The organism is Streptomyces sp. T028 (genome assembly GCF_048159505.1).
GTDB lineage: Bacteria > Actinomycetota > Actinomycetes > Streptomycetales > Streptomycetaceae > Streptomyces.
On record NZ_JBLRVZ010000011.1, the window covers coordinates 71,282 to 86,532 of the forward strand.

10 protein-coding genes are annotated in these 15,251 nt (G+C 70.3%); 8 read left to right on the forward strand and 2 right to left on the reverse strand.

Annotated elements, in window-relative coordinates:
• The first annotated feature begins 393 nt into the window (after positions 1-393).
• The 7 genes from ACLZN2_RS11650 (at position 394) to ACLZN2_RS11680 (ending at position 11,797) form a co-directional block, all read left to right on the forward strand.
• A complete protein-coding gene (locus ACLZN2_RS11650) occupies positions 394-1,743 on the forward strand; it encodes an extracellular solute-binding protein (RefSeq protein ID WP_416978315.1) in 1,350 nt (449 codons plus the stop codon).
• On the forward strand, positions 1,740-2,738 hold the full coding sequence (locus tag ACLZN2_RS11655) for a carbohydrate ABC transporter permease (RefSeq protein WP_416978316.1): 999 nt from the start codon (positions 1,740-1,742) through the stop codon (positions 2,736-2,738). The genes ACLZN2_RS11650 and ACLZN2_RS11655 overlap by 4 nt, the downstream gene beginning before the upstream one ends.
• Positions 2,735-3,616, forward strand: a complete 882-nt coding sequence (locus tag ACLZN2_RS11660) for a carbohydrate ABC transporter permease (protein ID WP_416978317.1) — start codon at positions 2,735-2,737, stop codon at positions 3,614-3,616. The genes ACLZN2_RS11655 and ACLZN2_RS11660 overlap by 4 nt, the downstream gene beginning before the upstream one ends.
• A gap of 44 nt (positions 3,617-3,660) precedes the next feature.
• Positions 3,661-5,445: a glycosyl hydrolase family 28 protein gene (locus tag ACLZN2_RS11665; RefSeq protein ID WP_416978318.1), complete on the forward strand. Its 1,785-nt coding sequence runs from the start codon at positions 3,661-3,663 to the stop codon at positions 5,443-5,445.
• Between the two features lie 30 nt (positions 5,446-5,475).
• Positions 5,476-8,808 carry an alginate lyase family protein gene (locus ACLZN2_RS11670; protein WP_416978319.1) on the forward strand — a complete coding sequence of 1,111 codons (3,333 nt, stop codon included), beginning with the start codon at positions 5,476-5,478 and terminating at the stop codon, positions 8,806-8,808.
• Between the two features lie 27 nt (positions 8,809-8,835).
• Positions 8,836-10,107, forward strand: a complete 1,272-nt coding sequence (locus tag ACLZN2_RS11675) for an alginate lyase family protein (protein WP_416978320.1) — start codon at positions 8,836-8,838, stop codon at positions 10,105-10,107.
• 91 nt (positions 10,108-10,198) lie between these two features.
• On the forward strand, positions 10,199-11,797 hold the full coding sequence (locus ACLZN2_RS11680) for a carboxylesterase/lipase family protein (protein WP_416978321.1): 1,599 nt from the start codon (positions 10,199-10,201) through the stop codon (positions 11,795-11,797).
• A 78-nt stretch (positions 11,798-11,875) separates the two neighbouring features.
• Here the strand turns inward: ACLZN2_RS11680 and ACLZN2_RS11685 are convergent, their stop codons facing one another.
• On the reverse strand, positions 11,876-12,949 hold the full coding sequence (locus ACLZN2_RS11685) for a LacI family DNA-binding transcriptional regulator (RefSeq protein ID WP_416978322.1): 1,074 nt from the start codon (positions 12,947-12,949) through the stop codon (positions 11,876-11,878).
• Positions 12,950-13,033: 84 nt separating this feature from the next.
• Positions 13,034-13,990 carry a homocysteine S-methyltransferase gene (mmuM, locus tag ACLZN2_RS11690; RefSeq protein WP_416978323.1) on the reverse strand — a complete coding sequence of 319 codons (957 nt, stop codon included), beginning with the start codon at positions 13,988-13,990 and terminating at the stop codon, positions 13,034-13,036.
• Between the two features lie 99 nt (positions 13,991-14,089).
• Here mmuM and ACLZN2_RS11695 point away from each other — a divergent pair, with 99 nt between their 5' ends.
• Positions 14,090-15,208: an aminoglycoside phosphotransferase gene (locus tag ACLZN2_RS11695; protein WP_416978324.1), complete on the forward strand. Its 1,119-nt coding sequence runs from the start codon at positions 14,090-14,092 to the stop codon at positions 15,206-15,208.
• Positions 15,209-15,251 lie beyond the last annotated feature (43 nt).

A 15,251-nucleotide genomic window follows, 5' to 3' on the forward strand; every position in this document is an offset into this window, starting at 1 on the left:
GAAACGGTGGAGTGGGGGTGGACACGTCTTCGTCACAACCGGTTGCCAAGGACGGGCAATGGCGGCGCCTCGGTGTGCGCGCCGGCGAAATCGCTGGAGGGCTGGTCCGGGCCGGTGGGGCGTCTCGGCATTTGCTTCGATCTTCGCAGGTCAGATGGAACTTTTCGGCGCAGTGAAGATCGTCCTGCGGTAACACCGCGGACCGCCTGGTCCTCGTGCAGAGTTTTCGAAAGTCTGCGCAGACCCTTGACGTGACCTCAAGACCGGCACAAGCTCTGGCCACTCGCTCTAGCAACCGGTTGCTACCTGTTACTACGACGATCTCGCTGCAGTCGGCGTTCGTGTCCCTGCAGCACCCGGGCCCGTATCCCCGAACCAGAAGGCGAGGTTTCCATGCGCTCTGACGCCGGCGCCCCTCCCAGTCGACGTCGCTTCCTCGCGCTCTCGGCAGGTGGCGCCGTGGCCGGCGCGGCGGCGCTGAGCGGATGTGCCCTGCAGGTCTCCAGCGGGGTCAGTGGATCCGGCGACACCGTCACGGTGATGGTCAAGTCGGGGGAGATCACCGGTGACGACGTCAAGCAGGCCCACAAGGACCTCGGCATCAAGATCGTCCTGGTGAAGTACGACATCACCAAGCTGATCGCGATGATGACCACCGGCAACCCGCCCGACCTGGTGCGCGGCGTCGGCGCCATCGACACGCCGTACTTCGCGGCGCGGGACGTCATGGAGGAACTGGATCCGTACTTCGCCAGGAGCAGCGTCCTCCGGCCCGGCGACCTGGACCCGGTCAACAACCTGTGGCGCTACGACGGCACGACCCAGGGCAAGGGGCCGCGCTACGGCATGGCGAAGGACTTCTCCCAGGACTCCATGTACTGGTGCAACACCTCCCTCTTCGACAAGGCGGGTGTCGACCAACCGCCGGAGACCGAACCGGTCACCTACGAGGAGTGGCTGGAGAACGCGAAGCGCCTCGCCCAGCGCAAGAACGGCCAGACCACCGTCTTCGGCGGCAGCTACAACGGCCTGATGAAATCGAGCCTTCTCGCCTGCCTGACGGCGGCGGCCGGCGGCAGCCTCTTCACCGACGACTTCACCCGCGTCGACTTCACCGCCCCCGAGGCCCGCAAGGCCCTGGGCTGGTACATCGACTACTGCAGGACCAAGGTCGGGCCGAGCGCCATCCAGCCCGACCCCAACGCCTGGGACGGGCCCACCTACCAGGCCAACCGGATGGCCATGTCGAACTCGGGCTACTGGCTCGGCGGCATGATCAACACCGACAAGAAGCTGGCGAAGGTGTCGCGCCTCGCCCCCGCCCCCGTCTTCGAGGGCGGCCCGCGGATCAGTCCCTGCCAGGGCGGAACCGGCCTGTGGATGCCGAAGGAGGCACGGAACAAGGACGCCGCATGGCGCGTCTTCGAGTGGTTCTTCGGCGAGGGACCCGCCAAGGCGCGCGCCTCCGGCGGCTGGGGCATCCCGACCCTGAAGTCGCTGCGCCCGCTGATGCCGGCGCAGGAGGACTACCAGAAGCGGACGCTGAAGGTGCAGGACGCCGAGCTGAAGCACTTCTCGCTGATCTCCTTCACCCCGTACGCCACGGCGGACGCGCTCGACGCCCTCTTCAACCAGATCGCCCCGGCGGCGATGACCGGCCAGATGTCCGTCGACACCCTCGCCGGACGCCTCAACTCCGCCATGAACGAGCAGCTCGCGCGCGGTAAGGAGCAGGTCGGATGACAACCGGGCAGATCACCTCCAGGGCCGGTCGGCCGGAACCGGCCGCGACCGCGGCCCCGTCCCGGGGCGCGAACCGGCCCAGGATCTCCATGACCGCGCGCAGGCACCGGGCGTTCTACATGTTCACCTCGCCCTGGATCATCGGTTTCCTGCTGCTGACCGTCGCCCCCATGGCGTACGCGCTGTGGCTCAGCCTCACCACCTTCGACGGCCTATCGCCCCACTGGCGGTTCGTCGGGCTCGACAACTACCGAGAGCTGCTGTCGGACCCGGTCACCTGGGACGCCCTGGGGCGCACCGGTCTGTTCGCGGTGACCTCGGTGCCGCTGTCGATCCTCGCGGGGCTCGGCCTCGCGGTCCTGGTCAACCGGCCGCTCAGAGCACGCGGACTGTTCCGCACCCTGCTCTACCTCCCGGCCGTGGTGCCGCCGGTGGGCGCCGGCCTGGCGTTCAAGCAGCTCTTCGATCAGAACTCCGGCGCCGCCAACGGCGTACTCAACCTCTTCGGGATCGACGCCCTCGGCTGGTTGGCCGACCCCTACGCCCGTTACGTGCTGCTGATGACGGTGCTGTGGACCGCCGGCAACATCATGATCATCTCGCTGGCGGGGCTCCAGGACGTGCCCCGGGAACTGCACGAGGCGGCCCGCGTCGACGGAGCGAGCGCCTGGCGGACCTTCCGCAGCATCACCTTGCCGCTGCTGTCACCCGTGCTGCTCTTCCAGACGGTGACCGGCGTCATCGCCTCGGTGCAGACCATCATGCCGCTGCTGCTCGCCCCCGACGGCACCACGGCCGGCGTCACGCTGGTCCCGCAGTCCAACTACCTCTACATGATGCACGTGTTCGCGCAGTACTTCGCGATCGGCCGCTACGGCTACGCCTCCGCGCTGCTGTGGGTGCTCTTCGCCCTGATCCTCGTCGTGACCGGCCTCATCTTCAGGTTCACGTCCGGCGCGGTCTTCTACAACGTCGACCCGGAGGCGAAGAAGTGACCGCCACCAGCCTCTCTTCCCAGTCCTCGGCGTCCTCGGCGTCCTCGGCCCGCGTGAAGGTGCGCGGCAGCCGCCTCGTCCTCTACACGTTCCTCGTCGCGATCACCGGGTTGTTCCTCGGCCCGTTCGGCTGGCTGGTCGTCTCCGGCCTCAAGACCCAGGCCGAACTGGCCTCCTCCCCGGTCCGCTGGCTGCCCGAGGCGTTCCAGTGGCACAACTTCACCGACGCCTTCCACCAGATCGACTTCCTCGGCTACACCCGCAACTCCCTGGTCATTGCCCTCATCTACGCCACCCTCGTCACCCTCAGCTCGGCCTGGGTCGGCTTCGGCTTCGCCCGTCTGACCGCGCCCGGCAAGAAGACGCTGTTCGGCATCCTGATCGGCTCGATGATGCTGCCCCAGATCATCACCCTGCTGCCGACCTACCTGATCTTCGCCAAGCTCGGCATGGTCGACACCTACTGGCCGTGGGTACTGTGGGGGCTGTCCGCGGCGCCGTATCTTGTCTTCCTCTTCCGGCAGTTCTTCGCCGGCCTGCCCCGCGAGCTGGAGGAGGCGGCGATCGTCGACGGCTGCGGCTTCTCCCGGATGTTCTGGCAGATCTTCCTGCCCCAGTCCTGGCCGGTCCTCTCCGCGAGCTTCGTCATCGCCTTCACCTGGACCTGGGGTGACTACATCGCCCCGCAGCTGCTGCTGTCCAGCGACCGCTCCACGCTGGCCGTCGCCATCATGACCGCCTACAACACCCCCGCCGGGCAGCCCGTCCCCGAACTCCAGGCCGCGGCCTCCGTGATGTACGTGGTGCCCATCCTGCTGATCTTCCTCGTCGCCCAGCGCGGCTTCGTGGCCGGGATGTCCACCTCCGGCCTCAAGTGATCTTCCGTATCTCTCATCCCTCCCTTTACTGAAGGAACCGCACCATGAACGACAACCTGAGCACCGGTCTGTCCAGGCGCACCGTTCTCCAGGCCGCGGGCGCCGCCGCGGCCGCGTACTCCCTGATCGGCGCGGCGGCCGGCACCGCGCGAGCGGACGACACCCCGGCATCGGCCGACAAGCTGGTCGTGTACCCCATCCCGTCCGGGGTCCCGACCAACGCCAGCTTCTCCGTCAAGGCCCGCACGCCGGGCGGCGAATGGCAGACGGTGCCGGTCTACCGCGCGAGAGCGAAGTGGATCAATGCGGACACCGGCAGCGGTCCGGTCTACAACTCCTCCGTCGCCACCTTCGACTTCCAGGGCACAGTCGAGGTCGCCGTCACCTCGTCCAAGGGCACCATCGGCTCCGCACGGATCCGCCCCCTGTCGTACGGCACCCAGTTCACGGTGGACGGCGCCACGGTGAGCTTCACCCTCACCGAGCCGCGCAACCTCTCCATCGAGATCAACGGCGAGATCTTCGACAACCTGCAGCTGCACGCCAACCCGATCGAGACGCACGTACCCGACCCGGACGACCCCGACGTCATCTACTTCGGCCCGGGCCTGCACAAGACCACCGACAACGTGGTGAAGGTGCCCAGCGGCAAGACGGTCTACCTGGCCGGCGGCGCGGTGCTGACCTCCCGGGTGGAGTTCGTCAACGTCGAGAACGCCCGGCTGATCGGCCGCGGCGTGCTGTACAACTCGCCGAGCGGTGTCCTGCTCCAGTACTCCAAGAACATCGAGATCGACGGCATCATGGTGCTCAACCCGAGCAGCGGCTACGCGTGCACCGTCGGCCAGTCGAAGCAGGTGACGATCCGCGATTTCCACTCCTACAGCCACGGGCAGTGGGGCGACGGCATCGACGTCTTCTCCAGTGAGGACGTCCTCATCGACAACGTCTGGATGCGCAACGCCGACGACTGCATCGCGATCTACGCCCACCGCTGGGACTACTACGGCGACTGCCGCAACATCACCGTCCGTAACTCCACCCTCTGGGCGGACGTCGCGCACCCGATCAACGTCGGCACGCACGGCAACACCGACAACCCGGAGACCATCGAGAACCTGGTCTTCAGCAACATCGACATCCTGGACCACCGCGAACCGCAGATGGACTACCAGGGGTGCATCGCGCTCAACCCCGGTGACAGCAACCTGGTGCGCAACGTCCGCGCCCAGGACATCCGGGTGGAGGACTTCCGCTGGGGCCAGCTGATCAACATGCGGGTCATGTTCAACAAGTCGTACAACACCTCCGTCGGCCGTGGTATCGACGGGGTCTACATCAAGAACCTCACGTACACCGGCACCCACGCCAACCCGTCCATCATGGTCGGCTACGACGCGGACCACGCCATCCAGAACGTCACCTTCCAGAACCTCGTCATCAACGGCAAGTTCATCGGCAACGGGATGAAGAAGCCCGGCTGGTACAAGTTCACCGACATGATGCCGGCCTACGCCAACGAGCACGTACTGAACACGCGGTTCCTGAACTCCACCGAGGCGACGTCCACCGACCAGCCCGTGATCACCAGCTCGGACCAGGCCACCGGAACCAAGAACCAGGTCTTCAACTACCTGATCACGGCCTCCGGGCTGCCGACGTCGTTCAACGCCGACGGGCTGCCGAAGGGGCTGGAGATCGACACCGCCACGGGTCTGATCTCCGGGACCATGCAGGACAACGTCGGAAGCTCCACCGCCAGGGTCTCGGCCACCAACAGCGTGGGCACCGCCACGCAGACCGTCACGTTCACCGTAGAGCACGCGTGACGCAGCACCTCTAGAACCATGGAGTCACCCGTGTTTCCTCTCAGCCGGCGGAACTTCCTCGGCGCGACGGGACTCGTGGCCGCGGCCGGAACCGGACTGCTGTCCGCCTCCGCCGCGGCGGCGTGGGCCCAGAGCGACGACACCACGCCCCGCGCCTTCACCCACCCCGGACTGCTGCACAGCGCCGCCGACCTCGCGCGCATGAAGGCCGCGGTCGCCGCTCAGGAATCGCCGATCTACAACGGTTACCTGACGTTTTCCGCCCACGCCCGCTCGAAGTCGACGTACACGATCCAGAACACCGGCCAGATCACCTCCTGGGGCCGTGGCCCGACCAACTTCCAGAACCAGGCCGTCGCCGACTCGGCCGCCGCCTACCAGAACGCACTCATGTGGTGCGTGACCGGCAACCGGGCCAACGCCGACAAGGCGCGTGACATCCTCAATGCCTGGTCGGCGTCCCTGACGATGGTCACCGGGGCCGACGGCCCGCTCGGCGCCGGACTGCAGGCCTTCAAGTTCGTCAACGCGGCCGAGCTGCTCCGGTACAGCGACTACGACGGCTGGACGGACGCCGACATCGCCCGCTGTGAGCAGTCCTTCCTGAACGTCTGGTATCCGGCGATCTCCGGATACATGCTGTACGCCAACGGCAACTGGGACCTGACGGCCGTTCAGTCCATCCTGGCCATCGGCGTGTTCTGCGAGGAGCGCACGCTCTTCGAGGACGCGCTGCGGTTCGTCGCGGCGGGCGCCGGCAACGGCAGCGTCCGCAACCGCGTCGTCACCGACGCCGGCCAGGGCCAGGAGTCCGGCCGCGACCAGGGCCACGAGCAGCTCGCCGTCGGCCTGATGGGCGACGCCGCCCAGGTCGCCTGGAACCAGGGCGTCGACCTGTGGAGCTTCGACAGCAACCGCATCCTCGCCAACGCGGAGTACGCGGCCCGCTACAACCTCGGCGACGACGGCGTCCCCTTCACGCCGGACCTGGACCGTACCGGGAAGTACATCAAGACGACCGTCTCGAGCAAGGTCCGCGGAACCCTGCCGCCGATCTACGAGATGTACTACGCCCACTACGCCGGCGTTCGCGGCCTCGACACCCCGTACACGAAGGCGGCCGTCTTCCGCGGCACCGGCGGCGCCCGCGTCGTCGAGGGCAGCAACGACGACCTGCCCAGTTTCGGCACCTTCACCTACGCCGGCACGACGGCCCCGGCGCCGACCGTGCCGACGGCTCCGGCCGGCGTCACGGCGACGGGCGACGACCAGGCCGTCACCGTCAGCTGGCTGCCGTCCGCGTGGGCGGACGAGTACACCGTCCAGCGGGCCACCAGCCCCGACGGGACGTACGAGGAGATTGCCTCCGGCATCGGCACGCCCACGTACACCGACACCGACGCACGCACGGGACGGACCTACTACTACCAGGTCACCGCCGCCAACTCCCAGGGCCAAAGCGACAGTTCCGGTTGGGTCGCGGCCGCCGCCGGCCTGCCCGAACCCTGGGCGACCCAGGACGTCGGGGACGTCAAGCGTGCCGGGTCCGCCGTCTTCGACGGCGAGCGGTTCGTGCTGGAGGCGAGCGGCACCGCGGACACCTACCGGGTGGCGCACCTGCCGCTGCCCGGCGACGGATCCGTCACCGCACGCATCGTGTTCCCGCTCAGCTCGCAGTACTCGAAGATCGGCGTCACCCTCCGCGACTCCCTCGACGCCGACGCCGCGCACGCGTCGATGCTGATCCAGGGCCTGCCGCTGCACACCTGGAGCGGTGTGTGGACCGTACGCCCGACGACCGGCGCGTCCGTCTCCGCCACCGGCAGCACGCCCGTGCCGCCCAGCCAGCAGGAGGCCATCACCACCAGCGCGTCGTTCCCGATCTCCAACCTCGGGGAACTGCCCGAGTCGGCGACCCCGCTGGAGGCCCCGTACGTCGAGGGCGCGGGCGACGGTTACCGGCTGCGCATGCCGTACTGGGTGCGCGTCACCCGCAAGGGCCGGCGCTGCACAGGAGCCATCTCCCCGGACGGCATCCGCTGGACCGACGTCGGCTCCACGGAGGTCGACCTCGGATACACCGCGTACGCGGGACTCGCCCTCACCTCCTGCCTCGGCGTCGACGAGGACTACGCCGAGACCGGCACCGGAGCCTTCGACTGCGTCACCGTGACGTCGTCGGCCACCGGCGAGGTCTGGAGCACGCCACGCTCCCGGCGCGCCGCCACCGACCTGCGGGCAACCACGGGCGCGGACGCTGTGGAGCTGGCCTGGACCGACCCGGACCTCTCGGCCCGGTACAAGGTGCTGCGGGCCACCGGCGCGGACGGCCCGTTCCAGACGATCGCGACCTCCGTCGGCCCCGTCGGGTTCGGTGCCCGCATCACGTACGCGGACGCCACGGGAACGCCCGGCACGACGTACCACTACGTCGTCTCCAAGTCGAACGGCGGCGGGCGCGGCCCCCTGTCGGAGCCGGCCGCAGCGCAGATGCCGACGCCTTCGGTGCCCGAACTCACCTCCCGGGCCACCGCGTTCGCGAACAAGGGCGTCCCCTTCCGGCACGTACTGCGGGCCTCGCACGAGCCCATCCGGTTCACCGCCGACGGCCTGCCGGACGGCCTGCGCCTCGACAAGCGCACCGGTGTCGTCTCCGGAACCCCCGACGAGACGGGCGAGTTCACCGTCGTCACCACCGCGGGCAACGCCGCCGGTGACGGGAGCGGCACGCTCACGCTCACGGTCGGCACTCCTCCGCCCGGCCCGTGGACGTACGGCGACCTGGGCGACGTGGTCCTCGACGACCGCGCCTTCGGGACGCTCGGCGTGGTCGCCATCCAGACGCCCGGCAGCTCCGCCTACGAGGACGGGACCTTCGTGGTGCGGGGCGCCGGGTACGAGCTCAACGCCAACGGCCAGGGCATGACAGGCCAGTTCGTACGGCAGCCCGTCACCGGCGACTGCGAGGTGACCGCCCGGCTGGTTTCCCGCAGCGGGACGAGCGGCGACCGGGTGGGCCTGCTCATGGCCAAGTCGCTGTCCCCGTTCGACCAGGCCGCCGGAGCCGTCGTCACGGGTGGCACCACCGCGCAGCTCATGCTGCGCAAGACCGTGGCCGGCGCCTCCGCCTTCTCCGGAAGCGGCACGGTCGGCCTGCCCACCCTGCTGCGGCTGAAGCGCTCCGGCACCACCTTCAGCGCGTCCTTCTCCACCGATGACGGCGTCAGCTGGACCCCCCTCGCCGCGGGAGACATCCCCGGCTTCGGCGACGCCCCCTACTACGTGGGCCTCGTGGTCTGCTCCCGCAGCCCCCTGGCCCGCTGCACCACCGAGTTCGGCGAGGTGAGTATCACCACCGACTGATCCTCCATGGATTGGAGATGCACCACGATGAGCCGCACTTCCCCCCACCAGCACCTCCACACCGGTGAGCTGAGCCGTCGCGGTCTGCTGAAGACCGCCGGCGGCCTCACCGCGGCCGTCGCACTGGGTGCTGCGTCTGCCGTCACTACGGCGGTCGCCGCCACCACGGCGGACGCGGCCCCCGCGACCTTCACCCACCCCGGCATGCTGCACAACGCCGGCGACATCAACCGCGCCAAGGTCAGGGTCGCCGCGGGCACCGACCCCTGGCTGTCCGGCTGGAACCGGCTGACCGCCAACTCCCACTCGGCGTCCACCTGGACCCCCAACCCGCAGGCCACCGTCTACCGAGGCTCGGGCTACCCCGAGAACTACGGCCTCCTCTACAACGACATCGCCGCCGCCTACCAGAACGCCCTGCGCTGGGTCGTCGGCGGCACCAGCGCCAACGCGGACTGCGCCGTCCGCATCCTCAACGCCTGGGCGGACACCCTCACGTCCATCCAGGGCAACGCCGACCGGTTCCTCGCCGCCGGCATCTACGGCTGGACGTTCTGCCAGGCCGCCGAGCTCATGCGCGGCTACGCGGGGTTCGACCTGGCCGCGTTCCAGCAGATGATGGTCAACGTCTTCTACCCGCTCAACAACCAGTTCCTCACCCAGCACAACGGCGCCTGCATCACCAACTACTGGGCCAACTGGGACCTGTGCAACATGGCCTCGGTCATGGCCATCGGGATCCTCACCGACGACGCCGCCAAGTACGACCAGGCCGTCAACTACTTCAAGACCGGCGCGGGAAACGGTTCCATCCAGAACGCGGTGCCGTTCCTGTACAGCGGCGTCGACGGCTACGACCTCGGCCAGTGGCAGGAGTCCGGCCGTGACCAGGGCCACACCATCATGGGCATGGGGCAGATGGGCGCGATCTGCGAGATGGCCTGGAACCAGGGCGACGACCTGTACAGCTACGACAGCAGGAGGTTCTTCAAAGCGGCCCAGTACGTCGCCAAGTACAACCTGGGCCTGGACGTCCCGTACACCACCTACACCTGGGGCAGCGGCACGAACTGCTCCCAGCAGTCGCAGACCGTGATCGGCTCCGGCAGCCGCGGCCAGATCCGCCCGGTGTGGGCCATGCTCCACTTCCACTACAACCGGCGGCTGTACCTGGACGACAAGTACATCTCGCAGATGTACTACAACCTCGTCGCCCCCGAGGGCGGCGGCGGTGACTACGGCTCCACCAGCGGCGGCTACGACCAGCTCGGCTTCGGCACGCTGATGTACGCCAAATAGCCCTTTTCCCGCCTCGTGCACCGGAATACCCCCCGGTGGTGTGGTGCTCTTGTGTTACCGGTGCACGAGGCGGCGAAGGGCTGGTGGGCGCATGACGGCAGACCAGGCGAACCCCGTGGTCAGAACCCCTTACGGGGCGGTACGCGGCAGGTACGAGCGCGGCGTCGCGGTGTTCCGGGGCATCCCGTACGCCGCCCCGCCCTTCGGCCTCCGCCGGTTCCGGCCGCCCGAGCCGCCCGAACCCTGGGACGGGGTGCGCGACGCGGGCGGCTTCGGGCCGACGCCGCCGAAACCGCCGTACTCCGACGCCTTCGCCCAGTACCTGTCCGACCCCGTCGTGCCCGGCGACGACTGTCTCAACCTCAACGTCTGGACCCCCGAACCCGGCCCCGACGGCCGCCTCCCCGTCCTGGTGTGGCTGCACGGCGGGGCCCTGACCAGGGGATCCTCGGCCGTTCCGGTGTACGACGGACGGCACTTCGCGCGCGACGGAATCGTGTTCGTCTCGATCAACTACCGGCTGGGAGTGGAGGGCTACGGACTGTTTCCCGACGCTCCCGCCAACCCGGGCCTGCGCGACCAACTCGCCGCGCTGCAATGGGTCCACCGGTCCATCAGGGACTTCGGCGGCGACCCCGACAGGGTCACCCTGGCCGGGCAGTCCGCCGGCGCCATCAGCACCGGCGCGCTGATCGCCGCCCCGCAGGCCCAGGGGCTCTTCCGGCGGGCCGTCCTGCAGAGCGGGCCGCCCGAGGCCTTCGAACGGGACAAGGTACGCCGCATGGTGCGCCGGATGGCGAACCGGCTGAGGATCCCCGCCACCGCAGAAGCCTTCGCCGCCGTCGACCGCGACCTGCTGCTGCGCACCCAGGCCGACATCGGCAGACTCAGCAGCCCGGTCCTGGGCGGTCCCGCCTTCGGCATCGTCGTCGACGGCGACCTGGTCCCGCGCGACCCGCTGGAAGCCCTCGTCGACGGCGACGCCGCCCTCGGCACCGACCTCCTCTTCGGCTGGACCCGCGACGAGTACCGGCTCTGGCTCGTCCCGGGCGGCCTGCTGGAACGCGTCGACCGGCTCGGCGCCGTCGCCCTCGCCGGCGCCATGGCCCGCTGCCACTGCGGCCACGAGGTGCCGCGCGGCTACCGCGCCCTGCACCCCGAGGCCGGCACCACCGAGATCGTCGGCCAGCTGGTCACCGACCACCTGCTGCGCCTGCCGCTGCAGCGCCTGGCCGACGCCCGCCCCGGGACGTCGTACGGCTACGAGTTCGCCTGGACCTCGCTCCGTCCCGGCCTCGGCGCCTGCCACGCGCTGGAACTCGGGTTCGTTTTCGACACCGGTTACACCCCCGAGTCCGCGAAGCTCGCCGGGGAGGGCGCCCCGCAGGAACTGGCCGACGCCATGCACACCGCGTGGGTGCGGTTCGCGGCGACGGGCGATCCGGGATGGGAGGCGTGGGACGCCCGGCATCCCGTACGGGTCTTCGGCGAGGGCGACGCGGCGCCGTACACGGCGTACGGGCCACGCGACGCGGAGCTGGCGCTGTGGGCGGTGGCCGGAACCTCCCCCGAGGAGCCCTCGGTGACCGGGCCGCCGGACCCGTCGGCCGGCGGCCGTGTCGTGCGCCGTACGGAGCTCAGGTCGGCGGTGCGGTGGCTGAGCAGGGCCGGGGGAGTGCGACGCCGGTGACGGCAGCGACGGCAGCGACGGCAGTGACCGCAGTGACCGCAGGGACGGTGGTGACGCGGTGACCGGTGGCCCGGGGTTTCACCTGGCCGCCGCCGAACCCTTTCCCACCCCCGCCACCGAGTCCCGCACCACCACGTGCGTGCCCAGCAGCAGATGCTCGCCCGGCGCGTTCGGGGAGCGGCCCAGCACCGTGCGGACCGCCAGGCGGCCGAGCTCCTCGTAGGGGACGTGCACCGTGGTCAGGGCGGGACTCAGGTCGCGGGCGAAGGGAATGTCGTCGTAACCGGTGAGAGAAACATCGCCCGGCACGTCCAGGCCGGCCTCGTGCAGGGCGGTCAGCGCCCCCGCCGCGACCATGTCGGTGGCGGCGACGACCGCCGTGAAGTCCAGACCCTGCTCCAGGGCCTGACGCACCAGACGATGCCCGGTGTCACGGGTGAAGTCGCCGTGCAGCACCAGCGCCGGGTCCACCTCGACGCCCCGCGCCCGGTGGGCCTCGGTGTACCCGCGCTCCCGGCCCAGCGCCGTGGTGTGGTCCGGCTTGCCGCCGAGGAACAGCACCCGGCGGTGGCCCTGGGCCAGGACGTGGGCGACGAGGGCGAAGGCGCCGCCCTCGTTGTCGTACTCGACGACCGTCACCGGCGCGCCCGGGCCGAGCGGCGGGCGCCCGCACAGCACCAGCCGGGATCCCGCCGACGCCAGTGAGTCGGCCATGCGGCGGGTGCGTTCGCGGTACTCCCGGGTGTCGGCGCCGCCGCCGACCAGGATCACGGCGGTGGCCCGCTGGGCCCGCATCGTCTCGACGAAGTCCAGCTCGTGGCCCACGTCGCCCTCCGTGCTGCACACCAGGCACAGATGGCCGAGCCGGTGCGCCTCGCGTTCGACACCGTGGGCCATGTGGGCGAACGACGGCCCGGTGATGTCCTCCAGCACGAACGCCAGGGTGGGCGTCCCGGCCCCCGCGACCGCCTTGGCGCGGGCGTCGGCGACGTAGTCCAGTTCGCCGACGGCCTGCAGCACCCGTGTACGGGTCTCGGTGCTCACCGGATACACCCCGCCGAGCACCCGCGACACGGTCGAGGCGGACACCCCCGCCCGGGCCGCCACGTCACGGATGGTGCTGCGCGCCGCGTCCGCGCTTTTTCTCGTCATCCCGCCCCTCCCCTTCGGAAACACCGGCAGCAACCGGTTTCCACGAGCGGAGGCTAGCAGTGTCCGCAGGTGCGGGCGGTGGAACTACGCCGTTCGCAGGGTCCGCGCGATCGACGCCACCGCCTCGGGGCCCACCCGGCAGCAGCCACCGATCAGCCGCGCACCCGAGTCCCGCCAGCCGAGGACCTGCTCGGGAGCGAAGGAGGAGTGGCCCTTCCAGGCGCGGGCCCGGGCGTCCCAGGCCTCTCCGCTGTTGGGATAGACGACGACCGGCTTGCCCGTGACCCGGGCGGCGGTCGCGACGGCGGAGTCGACGTCCTCGGGTGCGCAGCAGTTGACGCCGACCGCGATCACCTCGTCGACGTCGGCGGCCAGGGCGAACGCGGTATCCAGTGGCTGACCGGCACGCGTCTGTCCACCGTCGACGGTATACGAAAGCCAGACCGGCATTCCCAGCCCCCGCACCGCGCGCAGCAGCGCCTCGGCCTCGTCGGCGTCGGGCACGGTCTCCAGCGCCAGCACATCGGGCGCCGCGGCGGCCAGGACCTCCAGACGGGGCCGGTGGAAGCGTTCCAGCTCCGCCACGCTCAGCCCGTAGCGGCCCCGGTACTCGGAGCCGTCCGCGAGCATCGCGCCGTACGGCCCCACCGACGCGGCCACCCACAGCGGCTGCGTGATCCCCTTGTCCCGGGCCTGACGCGCGGCCTCCCGGGCCAGTTCCACGCTCAGCGCCAGCAGCCGGGCGGCCTCTTCGTGCGAGATGCCACGCTTGGCGAAGCCCTCGAAGGTGGCCTGGTAGCTGGAGGTGATCGCGACGTTCGCGCCCGCCTCGAAGTAGGCGAGGTGCGCCTCGGTGATCGCCTCGGGCCGTTCGGCCAGCAGCCGCGCGGACCACAGCTCGTCGCTCAGGTCGTGCCCGGCGGACTCCAGCTGGTTGGACATGCCGCCGTCGAGGACGACGGTTCCGGCGGCGAGGGCCTCGGCGAGCGGGGCGCCGTACGGGGAAGGGGCGCCGTCGGGGGAAGGGGTGTCGCTGGTCATGTCACGACGCTAGTCGAAGCGGCGGTACAGAGGCCCGCTCCGTCCATCCCGTGAACAGATCGCCCACCATGTGGGAGAGAGCCCCGCTAGCCTTGGCGGATGCCGTCCGACACCGACCTCGTCCACGCGGAAGCCGGCGAGCTGCTCGGCGCCCCCCGCGGATCCGCCCGGCTCACCCCGCTCACGCACAACCCGATGAACGGTGTCACCGGCGGTGTCTGGACCGTCTCGGCCGGGGACCGCTCGGCGGTGCTCAAGATCCTCACCCGCGCCAAGGGAACGGACGGCGCCTGGGCCGCCTCGGACGACCCGCGGCACTGGAACTACTGGCGGCGCGAGGCCGAGGTCTACGCCTCCGGCCTGGACGCGCGCTGGCAGCCGTACGGCGTCCGCGCCCCCCGTCTGCTGGCCTGCGTCGAGCGGCCGGACGGAGACCTCGCACTGTGGCTGGAACACGTCGTCGGCGAACCCGCCACGGCCTGGCCGCTCACCCGGCACATCGAACACCTCCACCGGCTGGGCCGCGCCCAGGGTGCGGCACCGCCCGTCGACCAGCCCTGGCTGACCCGGCGCTTCCTGCGCCAGTACGTCGGGAAGAACACCCTCGGCCAGGAACTCCTCGACGACGACGAGGCCTGGCGGCAGCCCCTGGTCCGCGACCACTTCCCGCCCGGCCTGCGCACCGACATGGTCCGGCTGCACCACGACCGGGACTGGTTCCTCGACATCATGGAGAGCCTCCCGCGCGCCTTCAGTCATCTCGACATGTGGCCGGCGAACGTCCGCTCGTCGGACGGTGCGGAGTCCGTGGCGTTCGACTGGGCGTTCGCGGGCGACGGCGCGCTCGGCGAGGACCTCGGCAACTACCTCCCGGACACGGTCTTCGACCTCTTCCTGCCCGCTGCCCGCCTCCCCGAGTACGCGGCTTCCGCCTACGACGCGTACCTGCACGGCCTGCGGGAGAGCGGCTGGCGCGGCGACGAGCGCCTTGTGCGGCTCGCGGTGTGCGCGTCGGCAGTGAAGTACGACTGGCTCACGGCCCGTATGCTCGCCCGCGCCGGCCACCCACAGCTGGACTACGGCGGCGAGCGGACGGTGTCGGCCGAACTGCGCTACCACGAGCGGGGGTTGACGCTCGCCTTCCTCGGCCGGTGGGCGGCGGAGGCGCGCTCCCTGGCCCCGCGGGTGGGATTCCCGGAGGCGCCCAGCGGCAGGTAGCGGTGGTCGGCCCTTCCGCCGTCGACCGCACCGCGGCGGTGGC

Bases quoted from the DNA above. Each gene is read 5' to 3' on its own strand.
- ACLZN2_RS11695 (WP_416978324.1), top strand. From the start codon at position 14,090: ATGCCGTCCGACACCGACCTCGTCCACGCGGAAGCCGGCGAGCTGCTC.
- ACLZN2_RS11680 (WP_416978321.1), top strand. From the start codon at position 10,199: ATGACGGCAGACCAGGCGAACCCCGTGGTCAGAACCCCTTACGGGGCG.
- ACLZN2_RS11650 (WP_416978315.1), top strand. From the start codon at position 394: ATGCGCTCTGACGCCGGCGCCCCTCCCAGTCGACGTCGCTTCCTCGCG.
- ACLZN2_RS11675 (WP_416978320.1), top strand. From the start codon at position 8,836: ATGAGCCGCACTTCCCCCCACCAGCACCTCCACACCGGTGAGCTGAGC.
- ACLZN2_RS11665 (WP_416978318.1), top strand. From the start codon at position 3,661: ATGAACGACAACCTGAGCACCGGTCTGTCCAGGCGCACCGTTCTCCAG.
- ACLZN2_RS11685 (WP_416978322.1), bottom strand. From the start codon at position 12,949: ATGACGAGAAAAAGCGCGGACGCGGCGCGCAGCACCATCCGTGACGTG.
- ACLZN2_RS11655 (WP_416978316.1), top strand. From the start codon at position 1,740: ATGACAACCGGGCAGATCACCTCCAGGGCCGGTCGGCCGGAACCGGCC.
- mmuM (WP_416978323.1), bottom strand. From the start codon at position 13,990: ATGACCAGCGACACCCCTTCCCCCGACGGCGCCCCTTCCCCGTACGGC.